Raw genomic sequence first — 23,605 nt, 5'->3', positions numbered from 1 at the left:
GGAGGAATTAATAATGGTTGAAACAGCAATCAAAAAAGTTAGCCCTCTGGACGGCTTGGCAGGTCCGGTTGGTGGTAACGTAAAACTAACCAGCAATGGTTTTGTCGGCAAAGTCATCATTCGTGGTGACTCCGACAACAAAGATTTCGTAATGGCGGTTAAAGATGTAACTGGTGTTGAAATTCCAACAACAGCTTTGACATTCAACGAAGGCGAAACATATTCCATCTATTGGATGGGCCCAGATGAATGGATGATCATGACACCTGAAGATGGTGAAGTGGCATTGGAAACAGCATTGCGTGAGAAATTGGGCGAAACCCCAAGTCAGGTTGTAAACGTATCTGACTATTACGCATCCATGCGCCTTTCCGGTCCGGCAGCACGTGAAGTGCTGAAAAAAGGTTCCCCGTTAGATTTGCACCCAAGCAAATTTAAAGCGGGTAACTGCACAGGCACACGTTTTGCCCATGCAACTATCTTCATGGTGCAACGTGATGAAGAGCCAACATATGATATAAACGTGCGTATTTCCTTCGCCGAATATCTATGGAACTACTTTGTTGAAGCTTCCCGTGAGTTTGGTTAATCCGAATTTTGAAGCTTGAATAGAATTTAAAAAGGACGTTGAGATTTCAACGTCCTTTTTTTATGATTAAAATAGGACGACGAATTCATGTTCGCTAAGGGGAAGGAATATGTTTCAGTTATTGAAAACTACGTTGAGGTGCTTGTTTGAATCACAATATGCTGAAAAGCTTCTAAAATACGACGCACGCATCCAAGATCCAAAACTCAAAGCCAGTGATGATCTACTTCAGATCACGTTTCAAGATATAAAATCTAGGGATTTATGTTCTTTCCTAAAAGAATTTGATGTGAATTTAAAAGCTGTCGCTGAAGATCTTTTTCAGTTTCATTATCATGATGTTCCTATTCGATATCCTGTGAATGATATATATAAAAACTTCGAAACCGCACAGGCTGAGTTTACTGTTATGATTCAGCTCGACTTTATTGAGTTTAATAGGACTTATATTGAGGATGTGCTCTTAATTTTAGAAGTTTATGAAAATGCTCGTAACGTTGAATTTTCCTTCAAGGGGGATGATGTAAGTTTTTTTTATTTTCGTGGATATTCCAACGACGAAATTTTTTCTCGTATGGAAAATAAGTTGAGAGAAGTGCAGAAAAAATATGAGGTCACTACATTATATGGTGGCTTGGATACTGCGGTCATAGAATTAAGTGGTTCTTGGTTTATTCATGATCTGGAGGAAGGTTCAAACCATCATATTCAAACTAACGAATCTCTAAATCCATTGAATTTTCTGGATTCATGGATCATTTTGACATTTGAAAATATGTCACGGGCTAAGGCTTTAGATTTACTAGAGAAAGTAAAACCAACATTCTTAAGTGATGAGAAGATAGCAAAATTACATGAGAAAAAGTTTTATGAGGTATTGGTTAGTTTGAAGGGGCAAAAAAAGCTCAAAGATTTTAAGTACAAATTTTTCATTGAGTCGTTTTATTTTCCTGACGCTGAAATCTTAGATGCTTTTTTTACTATTTCATTAGGTGAAGTGATAGATATCAGGATCGATTTTGAAGCCGGAGATTTCTGCTCATTGGAACAATTGACTGAAATTGAAAAAAATAAATCAAAAAATCAAATTTTGGTCTTCTATGATGATGACATGCGTAATGTAATTTTAAACAGTTTGAATGAAATGATAGATCAGTTATGTCCGACCCGTTTAAAGATTACGAGTGAATATGATTGGTATCCCGCTTCAACAGAGGTGCTTATAGATATTAATTGATTAAGCTGTCGTTCATATAATTTTAGAAAGACTTTCCAAGAATTGAGATTATCATTTGAAAGCAAAATCATATAAAACGTTTTTAAATATAATGATTTGCAAGTTTTTAAACAGGAATAACAAATGTTAACAGTGAACCGTTTATCTATTGAAGATGCTTATGTATTGATCGAAGGTGCGCGCAATAAAGCTAACGAGATTGGGGTGCCGATGTGTATTTCCATCGTTGATGAATCTGGCAATCCAATTGCTTTTGAACGTATGAATGGCGGTAAGGTAACTAGCGCGATTATTGCGGGTGATAAAGCCTATACGGCGGCAGCCGCACGCAAAGCGACCCATGAATATAACGAAGTCTGTAAACCGGGCAGTTTAGCCTTCGGTATTCACACAGCAATCGGCGGTCGTCTCTGTGTTGTCGGTGGCGGTTTACCTGTTTCCGTGAATGGCGAAGTCGTTGGGGGTATCGGTTTGAGTTCCGGTACCCCACAACAGGATATGGAATGTGCCCAAGCGGGGATTGACCATTTCTTGGCAAGCTTGGAAGCTTAATCTCCAAACCGACTAACAAAAATAAAAGCCTGCAAATGATTGCAGGCTTTTTTGTTTCTGGACCTTACAGGATATTACATCGCCATAAAGCTTTTAAAGGTGGCTTCGATTGGTTCTTTGTTGATATTACGCGTGATCATCACCAGACGTGATTTACGATTATCGTCCGGCCATTTTTCTAGCTGCGCAGGTGGGTGGAATACATGTTGTACGCCATGCACCACAACAGGACCTTCCGCCTCAATCACATTTAAGATGCCTTTCATGCGAAGCAAGTTTGCCCCATGGGTCGCCAGCATACTTTCCATCCAATCGACAAAGCTGTCCCATTTAATTGGTTCATCATATTCAAAGACAAAGGCCTTAATGCCGTCACCATGCCGGTTCACATCGTGATGGTGATGTCCGTGGTCATGATCGTGCCCAGGCCCATGACCATGCCCATGCCCATGATGATGGTCATGATGGTGGTGGTCATGCTCTTCCTTATAGGCTTCCTCTTTCATCCATGCTTTGACATCGGATGTCTTTGTTGCTGGATCGAATAAACCAAAACCTGTAAGTTCACTTGCCGCAACTTTACCTTGGATAGGCTTGGTCACAGTTGCGGCTGGATTGATATCTTTTAGACGTATCTCAAGATTATTTAATGCAGCTTCATCTTTGACCAGGTCTGTTTTTGTGAGCAAAAGCTTATCGGCCACAGCTGCCTGTTTCACGGCTTCTGGTTGTTTATCCATCTGATCCATTGCATTCATTGCATCAACACAGGTTACAACACCATCCAAACGATAACGATGGGAAATCACCGCATCGGTAATAATGGTATGTAAAATTGGCGCTGGATCAGCTAGACCTGTGGTTTCAATCATCAAACGGTCGAATTTTGGAATTTCACCATTCCAACGTTGCTTCAATAAACGACGAAGTGTTTCGATCAAGTCTCCACGGATGGTACAGCATAAACAGCCACTATCCATCACAATCATATCTTCGGTCGCAGTTTCGACCAACATATGATCAAGACCCACTTCACCAAATTCATTAATTACCACGGCGGTGTTTGCCATGTCATCTTGTTGCAACAGGTTTTTTAAAAGGGTGGTTTTGCCACTTCCTAGAAAACCTGTGAGGATGGTAATCGGAAGACGTTCGATTTCTTGTTCTGTTTCTTGTGTATTGTCGGTCATGACTATTTCCTGATGCAACAAGTCTAAAATATTTAAGCTGTCTTAGCGAAAAATACCAAAGACTGCCAGCGGTTTATTGACTAAACAGTTATGATAAATAATCATGATCTTATTCAATAAGCTATTTCGAAAATAGCCTTGCGCATTGGGACGTAACAAGTATGTTAGCCTCATGAAATTATTTAGGCATTACGATACCACCCCGCCAGATCATCAAGGCGGCGTCGTGGTTCTTGGAAATTTTGATGGGGTACATCGTGGGCACCAGGCTGTTATCGGCATGGCGGCTGCACTTGCACGTGATCTTGACGCACCGTTGCAGGTGATGAGTTTTGAACCACATCCGCGTCAATATTTTAAGCCGGATCAAGATCCGTTCCGCCTAACGCCAATGCGTAATAAAGTGCATCATATAGAAGCTTTAAACGTTGATAGTTTATTTGTTTTAAATTTTGACGAAAACTTTTCAGAACTGACTGCGGAAGAATTTTTACAACAGGTGATCGTTGATGGTTTAAAAGCCAAACATGTAGTTGTTGGTTATGATTTTTGCTTTGGCAAAGGCCGTGTTGGTAATGCCGACATGATGACTGCCTTTGGTAAGGAAAAGGGCGGTTTTGGTGTCACTGCAGTTGATCCGCAATCCAGTGCAGATGATGAAGTTTATTCTTCGACCATTATTCGTGATTACTTACGTGAAGGGCAACCGGGTTGGGCCGCTGCTATTCTTGGTCGTCCGTTTGAAATTGAAGCTCATGTAAATAAAGGAGCTCAATTAGGCCGCACTATTGGTTTCCCAACAGCGAACCTATCCCTTGGGGAATATATTCGACCAAAATATGGTGTCTATGCCGTGCGCCTAGGTGTTGAAGTGGATGGTGACGTTGAATGGTTTGATGGCGTTGCCAATCTGGGTAAAAGGCCAACGGTTGACGGTTTGACAGAACTTTTGGAAGTTCATGTATTTGACTTTGATCGTGATTTATATGGTAAAGCCGTTCGTGTTGCCTTGATCGAATTTATTCGTGCTGAACAGAAATTTAACGGCGTGGATGAGTTAAAAGCGCAAATTGCCATCGATAGCGAAACCGCACGACGTATTTTGCTGACCCGCGCGGCTGGGGCTTAGAATTTTTCCTGTCATTCCTGCTTTTTTCCGATGTTTACTTGACCCAAGCGGTGAGACTGCATAAAGTCGCGCCCATGAGATTTACTGATGTAAAAGAGATCGGATTTATGCGCCCGATTGGCATACGAATTATTGGCCCGGCTTCCTGCACCTGGATGTGAGGAAGAACCGGGATTTTGGCGTTCCAGTGGTTTCGAACTTTCCGAATACCCGTAACGACCACAGGCTGAAACATCTGCTAAACAGCTAGATTTCGCCTCTTTCCATTTCGAAAAGATTTAGATTATTGCGCATGAAATCCAACAGATGCGCCTTTCAGGATTAAGAGACATGACCGTCGATTATAAAGATACTATCGCCCTTCCAGAAACTGATTTCCCAATGCGTGCAGGTTTGCCAAAAGCAGAACCTGTCATGTTGAAACGTTGGGAAGATCAAGGCCTATGGCAAAAGCAACGCGAACAATCCAAAGGCAATGAGAAATTTGTTCTTCACGACGGCCCTCCATATGCGAATGGTCATTTGCATATCGGTCATGCGTTAAACAAAATTTTGAAAGATATTATCGTTCGTTCTCAACAATTTATGGGGAAAGATTCTTTGTATGTACCTGGTTGGGATTGTCACGGTTTGCCGATTGAATGGAAAATCGAAGAACAATATCGCGAAAAAGGCTTAGACAAAGACGAAGTTGATATTAACGAGTTTCGTAAGCAATGCCGTGAATTTGCAGGTGAGTGGATCAATACGCAACGGGAAGAATTCAAACGTCTAGGTGTATTTGGTGATTGGGATAATTACTACAATACTATGTCTTTCAAAGCGGAAGCACAGATTGCCCGTGAGTTAGGCAAATTCTTGATGAATGGTAGCCTTTATAAAGGCTCCAAACCCGTTATGTGGTCTGTTGTTGAGAAAACAGCTTTGGCTGAGGCGGAAGTTGAATATAAAGAACATAAATCCACAACTATCTTTGTACGTTTCCCGATTAAGAAAGCGGGCGAGCCGGCATTGGAAGATGCGTCTATCGTGATCTGGACAACAACACCTTGGACCATCCCTGCAAACCGCGGTATCGCCTTTGGTCCACATATCAACTATAGCCTATATGAAGTGGTTGAAGCGGAAGAAGGTTCTGCAACGGAAGTGGGACAGAAGATTGTTGTTGCAGATGCGATGGCAGAAGATGTTCAGGGCCGTTTCAAAGTGGCTGAGTGGAAGCATCTGCAATCTGTTTCTGCTGAAAGTTTGGAAGCAACTATTTGTCATCACCCATTCCATGATGCAGGCTATCCATATGACGTGCCTGTATTGGCAGCTGAATTTGTTACCACGGAACAAGGTTCCGGATTTGTGCATTGTGCACCGGGCCATGGTGCAGATGACTATGAATTATTGACAATTAAGCATGGTATGCCAATTCCAGATACCGTGGCCGAAGATGGTACCTATTACCCATCCGTGCCGATTTTTGCAGGTGAAAGTACCTATACAAGTGATGGTAAAACAGGGACAGCCAATGGTGCTGTCATGCGTGAATTGGCAATGCGAAAATGTTTGATGGCGAAAGAAAATATTCGCCATAGCTATCCGCATAGTTGGCGTTCCAAAGCACCATTGATTTTCCGTAATACACCACAGTGGTTTGTATCTATGGAAACAAATGACTTGCGTGAGAAGGCGTTGAAAGCGATTGATGATACGTCTTTCTTCCCTGAAACAGGTCGTAATCGTTTACATAGCATGATTGCTAACCGCCCTGATTGGTGTGTATCCCGCCAACGTGCATGGGGTGTACCTTTGCCAATTTTTGTGAGCAAGCAAACAGGTGAACCATTACGTGATCAGGAAGTTCTCGATCGTATTTTTGCGGCCTATGAAGAAGAAGGCGCAGATGCGTGGTTCTCTCGTGATCCACAAGAATTCTTGGGCAATCAATATAACGCAGATGATTTTGAACAAGTAAAAGACGTCGTGGATGTATGGTTTGATTCCGGTTCTACACATGCCTTCGTATTGGAAGGTCGTGATGAATTAAAATGGCCTGCAGATTTATATCTGGAAGGTTCTGACCAACATCGTGGCTGGTTCCATTCCTCTTTACTTGTTGGCTGTGGAACACGGGATCGTGCGCCATATGATGCTGTGTTAACTCATGGTTTCGTATTGGATGAAAAAGGCATGAAAATGTCTAAATCCTTGGGGAACGTGACAACACCACAAGAAGTGAATGACCAATATGGTGCGGATATCTTACGTCTTTGGGTGGTTTCCGAAGATTACACAATGGATTTGCGTATCGGTAAGGGCACATTGAAACAATTGGCAGATTACTATCGTCGTTTCCGTAATACCTTCCGCTGGTTGTTGGGGAATATGGCGCATTATGATGCCTCCAAACGTGTCGCTGTAGAAGATATGCCAGAGTTGGAACGTTGGGTTCTTCATCGTCTGCAAGAGTTGGATATATTGGTACGTGAAGCATGTAATAAATATGATTTCCATAAAATGTATCGTGCCTTGCATGACTTTTGTGCGATCGATTTGTCTTCTTTCTATTTCGATATTCGTAAAGATAATCTTTATTGCGATGCATCAGATGATCCTAAACGTTTAGCTGCGTTAACTGTTCTGGATGAGATTTTTAACCGTTTAGCTGTCTGGATGGCGCCGATCTTAACTTTCACAACTGAAGAAGCATGGTTGGAACGTTATGGTGACAGCATGGAAAACTCTGTTCATCTACAACAATTCCCGGAAACACCGGTTTCTTGGAATGACGCAGATCTTGCAGCTAAATGGGCAAAAATCCGTGATGTACGCAGAGTTATTCTTGGTGCATTAGAAATCGAACGTGCAGAAAAACGTATTGGATCTTCTTTGCAAGCGGCACCTGTTGTGACTGTGTCTGAAGAAATTGCGACAATTTTGTCTGATGTTGATATGGCTGAAGTTTCTATTACATCAGATATCACAATTGAAACAGGTGATGTTTCTGCTGATGCCTTTAAGCTTGATGATGTTGAAGGTGTTGGTGTTGTTGCCAAGGAAGCTGAAGGCGGCAAATGTGAGCGCTGCTGGAAAGTTTTACCAGAAATAACAGAAGAACATATTATTTGTAACCGTTGTGATGAAGCGACATCTCATTTAGCCGCTGCGGAGTAAGACCTTTGTCTGAAAGTGAAACATTGGCAGATAAATATCCATTTATGAAACTGGGATTAACGGTAGCTGTGATTTGCGCAGTTGCCGACCAGGTGAGTAAATGGTGGATGCTGGAAGGCGTATTCAATTTATCCTTCTGGCCACCTCAGCAAGGTTTTCCTTGGGTAGATCGCATTGAGCTTCTGCCATTTTTCAATTTGGTGACGGTTTGGAACCAAGGCGTCAGCTTTGGTTTGTTTAGTAACTCCGCGGATATGACCAGATGGATATTGGTTATTGTTACAAGCGCAATCGCAGTTGGGATGATGGTTTGGCTTACAAAGGCAAATAATAGATTTCTTGCGTTTAGTTTAGGCCTAATTTTGGGGGGGGCTGTCGGCAATATAATGGATCGTATACGATTTGGGGCGGTTTTTGATTTTCTTGATTTTTTTGTAGGAAATTATCATTGGCCAGCGTTTAATATTTCCGATTGCGCGATTACGGTAGGCGCCATTCTTGTTTTGCTAGAAGGCTTTATTGTCAAAAAGGATGAAGCAGCTTAAATTGCTTGATCGATGAGAAAAGAATCGCCATATATTACATGGTAGATTAATGGTAAGGATGCAGGTATGTCTGTATTAGTCAGATCAATTTTTTTAACCGCTGGTTTAAGCTTATTAACGGCATGTGGTGGCAGCGTAGGTAAAGTTCTAGGGCTAGAGAAAGAAGCACCGGACGAATTTGCGGTTGCAACACGTGCACCGTTGGTATTGCCACCTGATTTTGGTTTGCGTCCACCTGATCCACGTGACAAACGAGCGGAAGAAGATCGTGTGAAAGGTCAAGCCGAAGCCGCTTTGTTTGGTTTGCAAAGTAGTCGTGAAAAACGGAAAACAGCAGCGAATGTGCAAGCACAGTTCGATGCTGGTGAATTTGCGATGCTTGAAGAAGCAGGGGCCGTTGGCGCGAAAGCTGATATCCGTGACGTGATTGATTCTGAATCAGATGCTTTGGCCCGTGCTAACGAGAGTTTCGTTGATGATTTCATGTTCTGGAAAACTAAAGAACCAGGCATTATCGTTGACCCTGAAGCGGAAGATGCGCGTCTAAGCGAGAATGCAGGTCTTGGACGTCCTGTGACCGAAGGCGATACACCAATGATTATTCGTGAAGGTGAAAATTCTTTATTCTAATTCTCTTTTTATGAGGAGATTACATGCTAACCGCGCCGGACATTCCGGTTGAATTTATAAATAAAGCCGAAATCCCTTTAATGGATGCCACGGAATTTATGTGCGATGATATTAAAGATTTCTATGCGTATTGGTTGTCTTGTAAAGGTAAACGGAATTTTCCCTCTCGGGCAGATATAGACCCCACAGACCTACTAAAATTTATGCCTCGTATATGGATGTTAGATGTATTTCATGACAATCCGTTGCGTTTTCGTGTGCGCTTATCTGGTACAGAAATCGTTGAAAAAGTTGGACAAGATAAAACGGGGCAGTTTTTGGATGAAATCGAAGAAGATTTTTATAACAGTCTTGGTTACATGAATATGCGTATGGTTGCCCAAGATGGTATTCCTATCTGGTATCATGGCAAACCATCCCATCGTTCCACTAAATATGTAAGAAATCTTGAATATGTAATGCTGCCATTATCCGATGATGATCAATTGGTTAATGTCATCTTATGTGTAACTTACACTGATTTTTCTAAGCGGCAAAATGTATTGAATTTAAAAAGGGGAAGTTAAAGAACTTCCCCTTTTCATATTTAGCGCTTAGGGCGACCTCTGAAGAGTGGTTGATCACCACCGCTATCCATCTTGCTTGGTCCTTTACGTGGCTTGGATGTTTTATGCATATCTTTGCTTCTGTCAGATGCTGGTTTAGCAGACGCATTTTTACCACGTGATTTTTTTGTCCATTTACGATCATCGTTTTTGCGATCACGTGTTTTACGATCATCACGTGAAGGACGGTCAAAGTCATTTTTGTCACGGAAATCTTTGCGGTCTCCACGGTTGGAATCTTTGCGTTTAAAATCACTTTTTTCTTTATGATCAAAACGGTCTTCACGATTGTCACGACGTGGTCTATCTCCACGAGATTTTCGGTCTCCGCTGCGATCATTGCGTTCATCACGGTTAAAACGTCCGCCGCGTACAGGATAGTCGTCACGATCACGGCGTTCACGACGATCTTGGCGATCACCGCCATCATTACGACCTTTTCGTTCGTCACGATCTTGTCCACGATCAAAACTACGTTCTTTCTTAAACGGACTGCGTTTCTTTTCGTTGTCCTGATATGAAGAAGGATTATCAAAGAAACCTTGATCTTCAGATGCTTTTTTGCGGTCTCTTTTTGCACGAGCATCTTTTGCAGCTGCGCGATCTTGTTTGCGATCTTTGCTCCAACGCTCTTTCTTCGCGCCGCCTTTTGAAGGACGGGAGTTACGAGAACGTCCACCATCTTTCTTACGGCCAGAATTTGCAGCTGTCTCGTCATGAAAATCATGATTTTCATCCACATCCAGCTTCATATTCATAATACGTTCAATGGAATTCAAGATGCCTTTTTCGGCCTTGTCACAAAATGCAATAGCATGACCTGTGGTGCCCGCACGGGCGGTACGGCCAATACGATGGACGTAGTTTTCTGGCTCCATTGGTAGTTCAAAGTTAATCACATGAGTAATGTTACTAACATCAATACCGCGTGCGGCGACATCTGTTGCGACGAGTACTTTAATTCTACCTTTCTGGAAGGCATTCAAAACACGTTGGCGTTTTGCTTGCTTCTTATCACCATGAATAGCTTCAGATGGTGTGCCAGAACGATCTAGGTGAGCCGCAACTTTATCCGCTTTCCACTTTGTCTTTGTGAAGATAATAACGCGTTCTAATTCTTCTTTTTGCTCTTTGAAGATCTTCATAAGTAAGTTTAGTTTGTCAGTTGCACTTACAAACATCACTTTTTGAGTGATACGATCTACAGGTGTAGATTCCGGTGTGATTTCGATAGATTCAGGATTTTGCAGCAAGCTTGCACCAAGTTCTTTTACTTTTGGCGGCATGGTTGCAGAGAAGAGTAAGGATTGACGTTCTTCCGGCATATGCTCAATCAATTGGCGGATGTCATGGATGAAGCCCATGTCTAACATGCGGTCAGCTTCATCAAGAATCAATAATTCAAGGAAGTTTAAGTTAACAACACCACGTTCCAACAAATCTTTTAAACGACCTGGTGTTGCCACAAGAATGTCTGCACCTTTTTTCATTGCCTGAATTTGGAAACGATAGGTTGTCCCACCATAAACAACAACATGCTTCATGCGGAAATGGTTCGCATAGATACGCATGTTTTTATGAATTTGTTCAGCTAGCTCACGGGTTGGTGCCAAGATCAAGGCACGAACTTCATTTGGTCCAACTTTAATTGGTTTTTCAGAAAGTAACTGGATTGTTGGGATCGCAAACGCGGCAGTTTTACCTGTACCTGTTTGAGCAACTGCAAGAAGATCTTTGCCTTCTAATAGCATTGGAATAGCTTGCGATTGGATTGGGGTTGGGACTTCATGTCCGGTTTCTGCAAGGGCACGTAGAATTCGGTCATCCAGACCGAATTCGTCAAAATTCGTATGGCTCACGGGCTCATCCTTAAGTATATGACAAAGACAGAATTGGGCCGTAGCGAATTCCACAGCAACTTTATTGTTAGTTTGTCAGTTTGTCGTTCAACCAGGCGCACTCGTGGGTGACGAAGTATCAATATTTAAAACCAGCATTCGGATTAAGGGGCATTTCTTTACAGCGTTTGGTCGCCGACCCTCTATGCGCAATCACGGAATGTTTTTTCGGTGGCGCAGGTAATGAAGGTTTTTTCAGGTCAAGTCAAGTTGCATTCGCTGCATAGCAGCTTTGCATAGCCAGAATTCTTCGTTTTCTATGAGAAAACTTGCAATTTCATGCTATATAAGGGTATAGAAAGCCCACTCACAAAAAAGTGGATAATAATTTAAGTACAGATGGATCGACCATGGCTGACATGAAAGCTGTTTCTGATAAACAAACAACATACCAAACTGCAACCGGACGACGTTCGGAATTACTTATGCCTGCCGGCTCTCTAGAGAAGCTGAAGGTAGCAATTCTATATGGCGCGGATGCGGTTTATATGGGAACACCTGATATGTCTTTGCGCACTAAATCAAGTGTGACGCTGGAAGATGTGATTGAAGGTGTAGAATTTGCCCATGCCCGTGGGAAACGCGTCTATCTAACGCTTAATCTGTTTTCGCATAACAAAGACATCAATAAGCTTGATGAATATATTGAGACAGTTCGTCAGGTAAATCCAGATGGTTTGATTGTTGCTGATCCAGGCGTCTTCATGTTTGTGAAGGAAAAAGCACCAGAACTTGAACTTCATGTTTCTACACAGGCAAATATTTGTAGCTGGCAGTCGGTGAAGTTCTGGCAAGATATTGGGGCAAAGTTGGCAGTTCTTGGTCGTGAGGTTTCTTACGAAGAGCTAACAGAGATCCGCGAGAAATGTCCAGATATTAAACTGGAAGCATTCGTACATGGCTCCATGTGCATGACCTATTCAGGTCGTTGTTTGTTATCAAACTTTATGGCAGAGCGCGGAGCAAACCAAGGAGCTTGTGCGAATAGTTGCCGCTGGGGGTATAAAGTTCATATCCGCCTTAAAGATGGTACCTTAAAAGAATTGGAGCTGTCCGAAGAAGAGATGGATAAGTTTGAATTCTTCTTGGAAGAAGATTATCGCCAAGGTGAATTGATGCCATTGGAAGAAGATGCACGTGGATCATATATCCTGAATTCACGTGATCTTTGTATCATGCCGAAGCTGGATGATTATCTAAAAATTGGCGTGGATAGTTTAAAAGTCGAGGGACGTGGTAAATCTGCATATTATGCAGGTATGGTGGCACGTGCTTATCGCATGGCGATTGATGATTGGTATGATGATCCCGAGAACTGGAACCCGAAGAAATATTTGGATGAATTAACAGCGGTACCAAACCGTGGCTATACTCTGGCGTTTCATGAAGGTCGCTTAACAAATTACTCCCACGCCTATGATGATAATCAGAATATCGGTGATTACGAATATGCAGGCCAGATAATAGAAGTACGCGATGATGCATTTATCGTGGATATTAAGAATAAACTTACCAAAGGTGAAGTTCTTGAATTCATGTCGCCGTATCAACAAGACCCTATGATGATCCGCATGTATGAATTTGAAGATATTCGTAGTGGTGAAACCGTAGAAGTTGTGCAACCGGGCAAAAAACCACAAATTCGTATTCCTTTTTCATTGTTCCATGAAGAAAATTTGGAAAATTTGAAAAAGAATTTCCCCGTTATGACTATCTTGCGTAAAGAACGTCCTTTGACCCAAGATCAATGGGATCGTATGAAGGTGGATTATGAAGTCCGTATGATGGAAGCGGGCCTTGGTAAAGAAAGCACATACGAAAAACGCGCTGAACAACTCCGCACATCCATTAAGGATCGCAGTAAAGACCGTAAGCTTAAAACCCCGCGCATGGGTACAGAAGGCTGTTGCGGTAAAGGTTGTAATGGTTGTATGATTTTCTGGAATGATCCTATTTATGAAAAAGCTCGTATGTTACTAAAGCAAAAGAAGCAGGGCGAAATGTTTGATCGAGATATGAAAGAAGATCTTACTTTATCAGATCAATCTATAGAGCAGGTATCTGCCGCAGAATAATTTAGGAAAGGTAAATATGTCGAACGTTGTTCAAAGACTGATTAAGGATCACCAACGTCAGGATGAGAGCTTTTTGACATATTGCCATCCCAAAATTAAAGCTTTCTATGAATATTGGCAAAGCAAGCAGCCTGAAGACGGAATGCCTGGTCGTCAGGATATTACGCCTGAAGAGATGATCTCTTTTTTACCGGGTATAACCTTGGTTGATAAAAACGAAGACGGTGAGCTTCGTTATCGTTTAGTCGGTACCATGGAAGTTGAGATGCGGGGAGAAGATCCCACGGGGCGATTGGTTGCCCAAGGGCATTTAGCGACCAATGAACATCCCGCGATAGATAATTATAACCTCGTCTTAAATACCGGAAAATTTCTCTATGAACATAATGAAGTTATGGACCACAAAGACATGCATCTTTTAGATGAATGTCTTTTTTTACCATTAGCGAAGGATCATAAGAATCCTGATATGGTTATTGTCTATGCCACAGTCCGCTACGCGCGGGATGGCCGGGACTATCAGGGCCGTTAGGCTATTTAAAACAATTTTCCGGAAAACATACGTATACTTGTTAAGAGTAGGAAAATCCCAAAAGCGATCCGTAATGCTTTTTTACTAATACTATGGGCGATTTTAGCGCCAAGTGGCGCAAAAAGCATTGTTACTGGTGAAATAAGCGCTAAACCGATGAGGTTTACATATCCTAGGCTTGCTGCTGGAAGGCTTGGATGTCCCCAACCGTTATAAATAAAACCAATCGTTCCGGGTAAACTTATGAGCAAGCCAAATAAAGCGGCTGTGCCGACTGCCCTATGAATTGGAAAGTTGAACAGGGTCAGGATTGGAACACTTAAAGTACCTCCACCAATGCCCATGAGGACAGAGAAACCACCAACAGCCGCTGCGATCGGTTGTGCGACCAGTTTATCGGGTAAGCTTTGCCAAATCGCCTTGCCATTGGGGTTGGTTAACATATTTAAAGCGACGATAAGAGCAATAACAGCGAAGACAGCTGTTAGTGTCGGACTTTTAACCTGACCGGCAACCGCTATCCCAATAATAGCACCAATGACAATAGAAATGGCCCATATTTTTATAAGACTGAAATCAACGGCGCCACGTTTATGATGGGCACGCGATGACGAAATGGATGTTGGTATGATCGTCGCAAGAGACGTACCAACCGCAATATGCATTTGGATGTCAGGGTCAATATTAAGGAAGCCGAGCGTCGTATATAAAACCGGGACGATAACAATTCCGCCACCTACGCCCAATAAACCAGCAAGAACACCGGCAACAGCACCGCAAGCAAGCATGCCCAAGGCAAGATAAAGTGTTTCAGCTGTTAACAAGCCTTCCATTGGAACTCATCCCTAATTCATTGATATTTATTAAGAAGGTATTGTGGCTTTTATCACAAATTTAGCAAGGGAAAGTTGAGGGCATTATTACATCCTGCATAAAGGGATGCTTGCAGGATACGATAGGACAGCACCGTAACAAAGCCCTCAAAAATTGATATGAAACGTATTGAAAGGAAAAATTATTCTACATAAATAACTTTTCATTTTTTATGTTTTTATACATATCGGCTACATAGTCGCCATATCCATTATAAAGCATGGTTGGGACGCGCTGGTTTGTACCCAATACGCGCTCATGTGATTGTGGCCAGCGTGGATGCGGTACATCCGGATTAACATTTGCCCAGAAACCATATTCTGATGCTTGGATTTCTTCCCAGTAACTGACAGGTCGTTCGTCAGTGAAAGTAATGCGAACAATGGACTTAATAGATTTGAAGCCGTATTTCCATGGTGTTACCAAGCGAATTGGAGCACCATTTTGTTTTGGCATTGGTTTACCGTAAATGCCTGTCGCCATAAAAGTAAGGTCGTTGGTTGCTTCTTCAATGGTTAAACCTTCCACATAAGGCCACGGGTACCAGAATGCAGATAGACCAGGCATGGTGTCTTTATCTTCTAATGTTTCCATACGCACATATTTCGCGCCGGATAACGGTTTTGCAAAATCAATGAGGGATTTCATCGCAAAGCCTGTCCAAGGAACAGCCATGGACCAAGCTTCTACACAGCGATGACGATAGGTACGTTCTTCCATCGGCATTTGACGGATCAAGTCATATACGTCGACTTTTTTTTCATTTTCGACCATGCCATCAAAGGTGATTGTCCATGGTTCTAGCTTCATGGCCTGGGCTTCATCGGTGATGTTTTTGCTGCTGCCAAACTCATAGAAATTACAGTAACTGGTCGCGTATTTTTCTAAAGTTAATTCACGATCAAGAGGATAGGCAGGATTAAGCTTTGATGGGAATAAATCCTCAATTGGATGCGGTGATGGTGCATTTGCCAAAGCTGATGTGCTACCAAGTAAAGAGCCGCCGCCTGCAGCAAGAATTGATCCCGCAGCCAAACCTTTAATTAAATTACGGCGATTACGGAAATGACTTTCATCTGTGAGATGGCATTCTTTAATATCCCATCCACGGTTCTTCTTAATCAGCATCATAAATAATCCTGCTATGTTTTAGGAGATCTATACATAGCAGGATTTAGCTATAACAACCAAATCAAACAGATGTGATCAGCGTGTTAGAAACTAGGATTAAGGAATTAAAACCAGTTTTCCTGTATGTTTTTTCTCAAGGAAATCTTTTTGCGCCTGAACAATGTCAGATAGAGGATATTCCTTGGCGATCAATGGTTTTATTTCACGTTGTTCAATATAGGAAATTAAATTTGGGAAAACGCAGTCTTCTAGGGCTGTGGCACCAATCAAAGTTAAATCTTTTAGATATAAGGTTCTTAAATCCAGTTCCACCATCGGCCCCGCGATTGCACCAGCAACAGCGTAACGCCCTTTCCGTTTTAAGATTTCAAGCAGGTCGGGCCAACTATTGCCGCCGACAACATCGATAACGACATCTACGATTTCCGTGCCTAGCGCTTCAATTAGATTTGTACCTCTATCAAAGAATTCTGTCGCACCTGCATCCATAACTTCATCTTTTTTAGCAGCGCCCGCCACTGCGATCACATGCGCCCCACGGCGTTTTGCCAGCTGAACGGCTGCTGACCCTACGCCACCGGATGCGCCCGTAATTAATACTTTCTCGCCTGCCGAGACTTTTGCGCGTTCCAACATATTTTCAGCCGTAGTGTAAGAACATGGGAAACTGGCAAGCTCTGCATCCGTCATATTTGAATTGATATCCAATACATGGATGGAAGGGATCACCACATATTCGGCAAAACCACCATCTAACTCAGATCCAACAAAACGAGTTTCATTGATTGTTTTTCCCGGTAGGCACGGGGCCACCAAAACACGTGATCCAATACGATCTGCATCGGTGCCTGAACCAACAGCAACAATCTCACCGGCAATATCAATGCCTTGTATGCGTGGGAAGGAAAGGGCATCACCGCCCCATGAGGCATCATCTGAATCCGCAGAATTGCTATTTTCACTTGAAGATATAGAAGCGGTATCACCCGTATTAGCTTTGGAATACCATCCGACACGCGTGTTAATGTCAGTATTGTTGACTGCAACGGCACCGATTTTGACAAGAACTTCATCTGGATTAGGCACAGGTTTAGGAATATCATTACGATATTCAAGTTTGTCAAAACCCCCATGGCCTGTCAGGTATACGCCTTTCATTACTTCGCTCATTTTTTCTTCCTTAAGCAATATGTTTTATTTAGCTCTTGAAATTATAAGGCGAGATGTATCGAAATACGCAATGAATTATTTCGATGGGAAATAGTGAAAAATCGATATAGGTCGTTAACTTATTGTTTATAAATAAGGATCATCTTTACTGCGAGCTCTAATCACTCGTGCGGGCGTGCCATAAGCCACCACATTGTTTTCCATATCATTATGAACATAACTGTTGGCGCCGATCACTGTATTCGCACCAATAGTTACGCTATGTTTAACTTTAGCGCCTATAGCAATGTTGCTTCTTGGGCCAAGTGTAACTTGTCCTGCTAAGATTGCGCCGGGGGCAAGGGATGAAAAGTCAGCCATGACCCCGTCATGATCAATTGATGACATTGTATTTAACATACAGAATTGGCCAATATCACATTGCGCACCAACCACAACATTTGGCATAATGATCGTACCTTCACCAATTTTTGCACCTTGTGAAATGACCGCACTTGGATGGATTAACGGCAAAAAGACAAGTTCAGGATAATTGGCGGAAGTTTCCTGATAGATTTTTTCACGACGGGTGTTATCTCCTACACCGATCGCAAAATAATATTCATCTGGATCTACATCTTGGAAATCAGCTTTGATGGGTACGTCATATTTACTTTCCCCTGCAAGGCGTGGGTCTACCAGTCTAGAAACCACATAATTTCGGGCATAGGCTATGCTGAGTATAGAGCTAATGCCAGCACCTGCGCCGAGGATAATAAGGGGCTTATGCTTCTTTGGCATGATTGCCTATCCTTTCCGAACTCTGACTTGAATGTCTAAATACATCAATACGTTCTAGGGTATTATTGCCAAAGATCGAAAATGGGGCAATAAAAAAAGAAAACCGCAAAGTGTTTACTTTGCGGTTTTACTTGTTATGCCTTGCCGTGGCAATGTTTGTATTTTTTGCCCGATCCACAAGGGCATTCCGCATTGCGTGGAACTTTTCCCCATGTTTCTTCATTTTCAGGGTCAAGAATACGCCCTGTAGCAGCATGTTCCACCCAGCCATCAGGTGCTTCATCTAAAGATGCATATTGACTAGCTTGGCCGCCAGCTGTTGCTGTACCACCAGCCTGATTGACTTGAGCGGCAGATGCAGAAGCTTGACGTTGTTCTTGCTCAGCTGCTGCTTCTTCCGGTGTTGGTTCTGTGCGGAATTCCACATGAGACAAGAATTGTGTAACATGTTCACGTAGCTTATCCAGCATGTTCTCAAACAGGTTAAAACTTTCCTGTTTATATTCATTTAATGGATCACGCTGCGCATATGCACGAAGGCCAATACCCTGACGCAGGTGATCTAGTTGTAATAAATGATCTTTCCATTGGTGATCAAGGATTTGCAGCAAGAAGGATTTTTCCGCAGCCCGCATGATTTCAGGGCCATAATTTGCCGCTTTCTCTGCCATCTTCTTATTAACAGCGGTTGAAATGCGATCTAGCATCTCTTCGTTCGCGATGCCTTCTTCATTGCCCCATTCTTGGACAGGAATATCCATACTGAAAAGGCGCATACATTCTTCATGTAATGCATCCAAGTCCCATTGATCATGCATGGAACCAGCAGGCATACAGCGATTAACCATATCCTCTAGGACTTCAGCACGCATATCGGCAATAGTGTCGCTGACATCTTCCGCGCGCATCAAATCCTTACGTTGTTCGAAGATCACTTTACGTTGATCATTCATCACATCGTCGAATTTCAAAAGCTGCTTACGTACTTCAAAGTTACGTGCTTCGACTTTTTGTTGTGCTTTTTCTAATGCTTTATTTACCCAAGGATGGATGATAGCTTCACCATCTTCTAGACCCAGTTTACGGAGCATGCCATCCATGCGATCTGATCCGAAGATGCGCATTAGGTCATCTTCAAGAGATACATAAAATTTGGAAGCACCCGGGTCACCTTGACGGCCAGAACGACCACGTAATTGGTTATCGATACGACGACTTTCATGACGTTCTGTACCAATGACATATAAACCACCATTTTCCAAAACCAGCTTTTTCTCTGCTTCGATTTCAGCGGTAATTTCTTCGGTATGTTTGTCGCGTTTTGCTTCGTCTTTAATATCAGCCAATTCACGTTCTAGACGCATTTCAAGGTTACCACCTAGCTGAATATCAGTACCACGACCAGCCATATTGGTCGCCAATGTGACTGCACCACGAATACCTGCATCAGCAATAATATGCGCTTCGCGTTCATGTTGGCGTGCGTTCAGGGTTTCATGTTTGATACCGGCTTTTTTCATCAAAGCGGAAAGTTCTTCGGAACGTTCAATACTTGCCGTACCAACTAGGACAGGCTGTCCTTTTTCAACACATTCTTTTACCTGTAAGATAACAGCGTTATCACGTTCACGCGATGTACGATACACTTCGTCATCATAATCTTTACGTTCTGTTGGCTTATTTGTTGGGATTTCTACAACCGGCAAGTTATAAATTTCTTCGAACTCTGCCGCTTCCGTCATTGCAGTACCTGTCATACCAGCAAGTTTTGGATACATGCGGAAGTAATTCTGGAAGGTTACAGAAGCTAATGTCTGATTTTCATTTTGAATTTGCACACCTTCTTTGGCTTCGATTGCTTGATGAAGGCCATCACCGTAACGGCGACCTTCCATCATGCGGCCTGTAAATTCATCAATAATGACAACTTTATTGTTCTGAACGATGTAATCTACGTCTTTTGTGAAAAGCTTATGAGCGCGTAAACCTTGATTGACGTGATGGACGATACTGACATTTTCCACATCATACATATTACCATCGTTAAGAAGGTCGGTTTGATCTCGAAGGACACCTTCGATGAATTCTGTACCTTCATCTGTCATCGTGATGTTTTTGGCTTTTTCATCAATTTCGTAATGTTCTTCTTGCATTAACGGAATTAATTTATCAACTGCGGCATATGTTTCTGATGAATCCTCTGCTGGGCCAGAAATAATCAGTGGCGTACGGGCTTCATCCACCAAGATGGAGTCTACTTCGTCAACAATCACGAAGTTAGGATCGCGTTGTACCATCTGTTCGATACTGGTTTTTAGGTTATCACGCAGATAATCGAAGCCTAGTTCATTATTGGTGGTATATGTAATGTCCGCATTATAGGATGCCTGGCGAGAGGCATCATCCATGCCCGGCACGACAATTCCGATTGTTAGTCCAAGCCAGTTATAAAGCTGTCCCATCCAACGGGCATCACGTGCAGCCAAATAATCGTTCACAGTAACGACATGCACGCCTTTTCCCGAAAGTGCATTTAGATAAACCGCCAAGGTCGCAACAAGTGTTTTACCTTCACCTGTACGCATTTCGGAAATCTTACCACTATGAAGGACCATGGCTCCTACAAGCTGAACATCAAAATGGCGCATACCTAATACGCGTTTGGAGGCTTCCCGGACAACGGCAAAGGCTTCTACCAGAATGTCATCTTCACTTGTCCCTTCGGACAGGAGTGTTTTGAATTCATCGGTTTTTGCTTTCAGTGCATCATCTGACAGTTTTTCCATTTCTGGTTCGAGCGCATTAATACGCTCAACTTTTTTTGCCAGTGTTTTTACGATGCGATCATTTGTAGACCCGAAAACAGCTTTTAATAATCCGCCAATCATGGAAGGCGCCCCATTTGTAATTAAGAAATTAAATTAAGATACGAATCAAATTCGTGAAGTTCATAGAAAACTGAACAATTTGAGATAGTGTTCCAGAGCGGACCTGTCAATGCGAAGTCACCCTGAATTATTGAAGAATCGACAAATAACAGTCGTTTTGAGGAAATAGAATGAAAAATCAGTCTGAGCTAGGTGAAACAAGACCAAGTTCAATTTCCAAGGCACCACATAACATTTGCCCTAAAGTAATATGCATTTCCTGTATACGGGCGGTTACTTGACTAGGAACAATGATGCAAGGGTCGCATAAATCTATCATTGCACCACCATCGCGACCACTTAGGCCCATAGGCTGAATGCCCATTTTCTTAGCAGCGATTAAAGCGCGATTCACATTTTCACTTTTACCACTTGTCGAGATACCAATTGCAATATCTCCCGGCTTGCCAATTGCTTGGACCTGACGTTCGAATAATGCGTCAAATCCCATGTCGTTACCAATTGCGGTGAGGCTCGATGTGTCCGTGGTCAGGGCTATAGCAGCAATAGGTGCACGATCTTTCACATAACGGACCGCAAGCTCTGTTGCCAGATGTTGAGCATCACCTGCGCTACCGCCATTGCCGAAGAACATTATCTTGTTGCCGTCTCTTATGGCTGCAACACAACCGGCTAACATATGTGTAAAGCCATCACGGCATGCGTCTTTGGTTGCTGCAACTACCGCTGCATGATCATCAAATTCGCTATTATAAAAATTATCGAGTTCAGTCATGGGCGCAAATGTAGTCGCTTCGAAACGGGGCTGCAAGGACTGATACAAGAGGAGCTAGATATACATTCATATTTTTTAGCTTTTACAAAAGTCTAACCTCATGTATGTTGCAGTGCAGTATAAAAATAAAATGTTGATACCACGATGATTACGATAAAAGACATCTGCCGCTTCCCGGTAAAAGGACTAGCTGCAGATTATATGGATAGCGCGGACTTAGAGCCAGAGCGCGGCTTACCTTTTGACCGTAAATGGGGCATTATTCATGCTGCTTCTGATGTTGATCCTGCTGCTGTAGAATGGGCGCCGAAGAAGAATTTTCTTCAACTTGCAAAAGATGAGAAACTGGCACAATTAGGGCTTTCGTTTGATGAAGCAACTCGTACCGTCAGTATTTTGCGTAAAGGTCGCACCATAAGCAAGGGGCGCCTCGATGAAGCGATGGGACGAAATATATTACAAACTTTTCTATCTGGTTTTGTTGAGCAAGGCCCACGTGGTCGTCCTCGAATTGTGGAAGCGCCAAAGGGCAGCTCTTTCCAAGATGTACCAACGAAATGGGTATCTATTATTAACCTTGCAAGTGTGAATGATTTGGAAACTCGTGTAATTCGTAAAGCTATCGATCCAATTCGCTTTCGAGGAAATTTATATATTGAAGGTGCCGAGGCATGGCGAGAACGCAATTGGCTTGGAAAGCAACTTAAAATTGGTGATGCTGTTTTAGAAGTGACCGAAGGGATTGGGCGCTGTGCAGCAACAAATGTTGTTCCAGGCACGGGGGAGATTGATATGAATATTCCCTTAAGCCTGAGACAAGGCTTTGATCATATGGAAATGGGCGTTTATGCGAAGGTGGTTGAGGCTGGTACGATTGTCAAAGGGCAGGATGTTCTAATATCGGAGTGAATTTAACTATATAGAAGGTAAGGCGGCTCAAATTGGAGCCGCCTATTTTTTTGTCGTGATTAAGCCTTATCGGCCTTTTGTTTTTCTTTTAAGGTTTTTACCTCAGTTTCCAACTTAGTAATTTCATTTTTTAAGGTGGTCTGTTCAGAGTTTTCCGCAGATTTAAGTTCTATTTTCTTTGCTCTTACTTGTGCTTCAAGAACTGCTAAACGTGCTTTTGCGGCTGCATTTGCTTTTTTACTTGCAGCTGATCCTGCAGCTGCCCCTGATGATTCTGCACCTGCTATTACTGCTTCTTGTGCCTCAAGTTCTTGCTTGCTTAACTGTTTTCCTTCGGCTCCAGAAGCTTGTCGATCAGTGGTGTTTTGTGACTGGTTTGCACCATCATTCGAATTGCCTTCACTTCCATACGCCCCAAAATTGTTTAAGCCATTTTCTTCAATGTCATCAAAACTGAATGCTTTATCCGCGGTTTTCAGAAACTTTTCCTCGGCATTTAAAATCTTAATGATCTGATCTTCGTTTAGAGGTTTTCCGTTATTTTCTTTTGCTATTTTTAGGACTTCTTCTTGAAATTCCTCACCCGCTTTATTAATGTCTGCGGCGCCTTCTTTGCCCGCCTCATTTGCAAATGATAAGACTTCTGCAACACCGCTAAAAACATCTTTCAGCATAGCATTTACTTCTGCTGCAATCGGGTTGTTTTCATCCTTCTTAGATGCTTTTAGTGAAAGGGTCTGTGCTTCTTTGGATAGATTGATTTTAAACGCGGGCCCGTATCCGTCGTCTTTATCTTTATCTTTATCTAAAGCATTAGTCCCTTGGCCGATAGACAGAATATTTTGCCCAATAAGAGGTGCGTTGACCTGTGATGTAGTATTGTCGATTTCCATATTCAATTGTGTCCTATTTTATACCGATGCTATTACAAA

At 42.5% G+C, this 23,605-nt stretch carries 20 protein-coding genes; 11 read left to right on the top strand and 9 right to left on the bottom strand.

All coding sequences use genetic code 11. From position 1 onward, the window contains the following. The first annotated feature begins 13 nt into the window (after window positions 1-13). The 3 genes from E1160_RS14940 (at window position 14) to E1160_RS14930 (ending at window position 2,378) form a co-directional block, all read left to right on the top strand. The gene (locus tag E1160_RS14940; protein WP_155156605.1) at window positions 14-589 is read left to right on the top strand and encodes a sarcosine oxidase subunit gamma; all 576 of its coding nucleotides are present in this window, start codon (window positions 14-16) and stop codon (window positions 587-589) included. 109 nt (window positions 590-698) lie between these two features. Further along, window positions 699-1,826, top strand: coding sequence for a hypothetical protein (locus E1160_RS14935; RefSeq protein WP_155156604.1), 1,128 nt, complete (start codon window positions 699-701; stop codon window positions 1,824-1,826). A gap of 123 nt (window positions 1,827-1,949) precedes the next feature. After that, the gene (locus E1160_RS14930; protein WP_155156601.1) at window positions 1,950-2,378 is read left to right on the top strand and encodes a GlcG/HbpS family heme-binding protein; all 429 of its coding nucleotides are present in this window, start codon (window positions 1,950-1,952) and stop codon (window positions 2,376-2,378) included. 74 nt (window positions 2,379-2,452) lie between these two features. Here the strand turns inward: E1160_RS14930 and E1160_RS14925 are convergent, their stop codons facing one another. Beyond that, entirely contained in the window at window positions 2,453-3,568 is a 1,116-nt protein-coding gene (locus E1160_RS14925; RefSeq protein ID WP_155156599.1) for a CobW family GTP-binding protein, read from the bottom strand. 172 nt (window positions 3,569-3,740) lie between these two features. Here E1160_RS14925 and E1160_RS14920 point away from each other — a divergent pair, with 172 nt between their 5' ends. From E1160_RS14920 to E1160_RS14900, 5 genes are all read left to right on the top strand, one after another. Then, window positions 3,741-4,697 (top strand): bifunctional riboflavin kinase/FAD synthetase, encoded by a 957-nt coding sequence (locus tag E1160_RS14920; protein WP_155156597.1) that lies wholly within the window; start codon window positions 3,741-3,743, stop codon window positions 4,695-4,697. A 330-nt stretch (window positions 4,698-5,027) separates the two neighbouring features. Then, entirely contained in the window at window positions 5,028-7,862 is a 2,835-nt protein-coding gene (ileS, locus tag E1160_RS14915; RefSeq protein WP_155156595.1) for an isoleucine--tRNA ligase, read from the top strand. Between the two features lie 5 nt (window positions 7,863-7,867). Beyond that, a complete protein-coding gene (gene lspA, locus E1160_RS14910; protein ID WP_235914173.1) occupies window positions 7,868-8,407 on the top strand; it encodes a signal peptidase II in 540 nt (179 codons plus the stop codon). Window positions 8,408-8,473: 66 nt separating this feature from the next. Further along, the gene (locus E1160_RS14905; protein WP_155156593.1) at window positions 8,474-9,037 is read left to right on the top strand and encodes a DUF3035 domain-containing protein; all 564 of its coding nucleotides are present in this window, start codon (window positions 8,474-8,476) and stop codon (window positions 9,035-9,037) included. A 23-nt stretch (window positions 9,038-9,060) separates the two neighbouring features. Continuing rightward, complete coding sequence (locus tag E1160_RS14900) at window positions 9,061-9,603, top strand: PAS domain-containing protein (RefSeq protein WP_155156592.1); 543 nt, start codon at window positions 9,061-9,063, stop codon at window positions 9,601-9,603. 20 nt (window positions 9,604-9,623) lie between these two features. Here the strand turns inward: E1160_RS14900 and E1160_RS14895 are convergent, their stop codons facing one another. Beyond that, window positions 9,624-11,501: a DEAD/DEAH box helicase gene (locus tag E1160_RS14895; protein ID WP_155156590.1), complete on the bottom strand. Its 1,878-nt coding sequence runs from the start codon at window positions 11,499-11,501 to the stop codon at window positions 9,624-9,626. A gap of 389 nt (window positions 11,502-11,890) precedes the next feature. On the opposite strand from E1160_RS14895, the gene E1160_RS14890 reads away from it, so the two are divergent. Both E1160_RS14890 and E1160_RS14885 read left to right on the top strand, forming a co-directional pair. Next, on the top strand, window positions 11,891-13,615 hold the full coding sequence (locus tag E1160_RS14890; RefSeq protein WP_235914172.1) for a U32 family peptidase C-terminal domain-containing protein: 1,725 nt from the start codon (window positions 11,891-11,893) through the stop codon (window positions 13,613-13,615). Between the two features lie 16 nt (window positions 13,616-13,631). Beyond that, complete coding sequence (locus tag E1160_RS14885) at window positions 13,632-14,147, top strand: PAS domain-containing protein (RefSeq protein ID WP_155156588.1); 516 nt, start codon at window positions 13,632-13,634, stop codon at window positions 14,145-14,147. A 5-nt stretch (window positions 14,148-14,152) separates the two neighbouring features. Here the strand turns inward: E1160_RS14885 and E1160_RS14880 are convergent, their stop codons facing one another. From E1160_RS14880 to E1160_RS14855, 6 genes are all read right to left on the bottom strand, one after another. Further along, window positions 14,153-14,980, bottom strand: a complete 828-nt coding sequence (locus tag E1160_RS14880) for a sulfite exporter TauE/SafE family protein (RefSeq protein ID WP_155156586.1) — start codon at window positions 14,978-14,980, stop codon at window positions 14,153-14,155. 187 nt (window positions 14,981-15,167) lie between these two features. Continuing rightward, window positions 15,168-16,151: a protein-methionine-sulfoxide reductase catalytic subunit MsrP gene (msrP, locus tag E1160_RS14875; protein WP_328597167.1), complete on the bottom strand. Its 984-nt coding sequence runs from the start codon at window positions 16,149-16,151 to the stop codon at window positions 15,168-15,170. Window positions 16,152-16,247: 96 nt separating this feature from the next. Then, complete coding sequence (locus tag E1160_RS14870; RefSeq protein WP_155156584.1) at window positions 16,248-17,321, bottom strand: alcohol dehydrogenase family protein; 1,074 nt, start codon at window positions 17,319-17,321, stop codon at window positions 16,248-16,250. 126 nt (window positions 17,322-17,447) lie between these two features. Then, on the bottom strand, window positions 17,448-18,101 hold the full coding sequence (locus E1160_RS14865; protein ID WP_155156582.1) for a NeuD/PglB/VioB family sugar acetyltransferase: 654 nt from the start codon (window positions 18,099-18,101) through the stop codon (window positions 17,448-17,450). A 134-nt stretch (window positions 18,102-18,235) separates the two neighbouring features. After that, on the bottom strand, window positions 18,236-20,989 hold the full coding sequence (gene secA, locus E1160_RS14860) for a preprotein translocase subunit SecA (protein WP_155156580.1): 2,754 nt from the start codon (window positions 20,987-20,989) through the stop codon (window positions 18,236-18,238). A 178-nt stretch (window positions 20,990-21,167) separates the two neighbouring features. Then, a complete protein-coding gene (locus E1160_RS14855) occupies window positions 21,168-21,764 on the bottom strand; it encodes a D-sedoheptulose 7-phosphate isomerase (RefSeq protein WP_155156578.1) in 597 nt (198 codons plus the stop codon). 144 nt (window positions 21,765-21,908) lie between these two features. Here E1160_RS14855 and E1160_RS14850 point away from each other — a divergent pair, with 144 nt between their 5' ends. Continuing rightward, window positions 21,909-22,673, top strand: a complete 765-nt coding sequence (locus E1160_RS14850; protein ID WP_155156576.1) for an MOSC domain-containing protein — start codon at window positions 21,909-21,911, stop codon at window positions 22,671-22,673. Window positions 22,674-22,732: 59 nt separating this feature from the next. On the opposite strand, the gene E1160_RS14845 is transcribed toward E1160_RS14850, so the two are convergent. Beyond that, on the bottom strand, window positions 22,733-23,566 hold the full coding sequence (locus tag E1160_RS14845) for a hypothetical protein (RefSeq protein ID WP_155156574.1): 834 nt from the start codon (window positions 23,564-23,566) through the stop codon (window positions 22,733-22,735). Between the last annotated feature and the right edge of the window lie 39 nt (window positions 23,567-23,605).

Origin of the sequence: Curvivirga aplysinae (assembly GCF_009711445.1) — a bacterium.
GTDB lineage: Bacteria > Pseudomonadota > Alphaproteobacteria > UBA8366 > Aestuariispiraceae > Curvivirga > Curvivirga aplysinae.
This window is presented reverse-complemented; position numbering and strand designations above follow the sequence as displayed.

Excerpts from the sequence above, each read along its gene's own strand:
- E1160_RS14940 (WP_155156605.1), top strand. The coding sequence starts at position 14 with ATGGTTGAAACAGCAATCAAAAAAGTTAGCCCTCTGGACGGCTTGGCA.
- E1160_RS14935 (WP_155156604.1), top strand. The coding sequence starts at position 699 with ATGTTTCAGTTATTGAAAACTACGTTGAGGTGCTTGTTTGAATCACAA.
- E1160_RS14930 (WP_155156601.1), top strand. The coding sequence starts at position 1,950 with ATGTTAACAGTGAACCGTTTATCTATTGAAGATGCTTATGTATTGATC.
- E1160_RS14925 (WP_155156599.1), bottom strand. The coding sequence starts at position 3,568 with ATGACCGACAATACACAAGAAACAGAACAAGAAATCGAACGTCTTCCG.
- E1160_RS14920 (WP_155156597.1), top strand. The coding sequence starts at position 3,741 with ATGAAATTATTTAGGCATTACGATACCACCCCGCCAGATCATCAAGGC.
- ileS (WP_155156595.1), top strand. The coding sequence starts at position 5,028 with ATGACCGTCGATTATAAAGATACTATCGCCCTTCCAGAAACTGATTTC.
- E1160_RS14905 (WP_155156593.1), top strand. The coding sequence starts at position 8,474 with ATGTCTGTATTAGTCAGATCAATTTTTTTAACCGCTGGTTTAAGCTTA.
- E1160_RS14900 (WP_155156592.1), top strand. The coding sequence starts at position 9,061 with ATGCTAACCGCGCCGGACATTCCGGTTGAATTTATAAATAAAGCCGAA.
- E1160_RS14890 (WP_235914172.1), top strand. The coding sequence starts at position 11,891 with ATGGCTGACATGAAAGCTGTTTCTGATAAACAAACAACATACCAAACT.
- E1160_RS14885 (WP_155156588.1), top strand. The coding sequence starts at position 13,632 with ATGTCGAACGTTGTTCAAAGACTGATTAAGGATCACCAACGTCAGGAT.
- E1160_RS14880 (WP_155156586.1), bottom strand. The coding sequence starts at position 14,980 with ATGGAAGGCTTGTTAACAGCTGAAACACTTTATCTTGCCTTGGGCATG.
- msrP (WP_328597167.1), bottom strand. The coding sequence starts at position 16,151 with ATGATGCTGATTAAGAAGAACCGTGGATGGGATATTAAAGAATGCCAT.
- E1160_RS14870 (WP_155156584.1), bottom strand. The coding sequence starts at position 17,321 with ATGAGCGAAGTAATGAAAGGCGTATACCTGACAGGCCATGGGGGTTTT.
- E1160_RS14865 (WP_155156582.1), bottom strand. The coding sequence starts at position 18,101 with ATGCCAAAGAAGCATAAGCCCCTTATTATCCTCGGCGCAGGTGCTGGC.
- secA (WP_155156580.1), bottom strand. The coding sequence starts at position 20,989 with ATGATTGGCGGATTATTAAAAGCTGTTTTCGGGTCTACAAATGATCGC.
- E1160_RS14855 (WP_155156578.1), bottom strand. The coding sequence starts at position 21,764 with ATGACTGAACTCGATAATTTTTATAATAGCGAATTTGATGATCATGCA.
- E1160_RS14850 (WP_155156576.1), top strand. The coding sequence starts at position 21,909 with ATGATTACGATAAAAGACATCTGCCGCTTCCCGGTAAAAGGACTAGCT.
- E1160_RS14845 (WP_155156574.1), bottom strand. The coding sequence starts at position 23,566 with ATGGAAATCGACAATACTACATCACAGGTCAACGCACCTCTTATTGGG.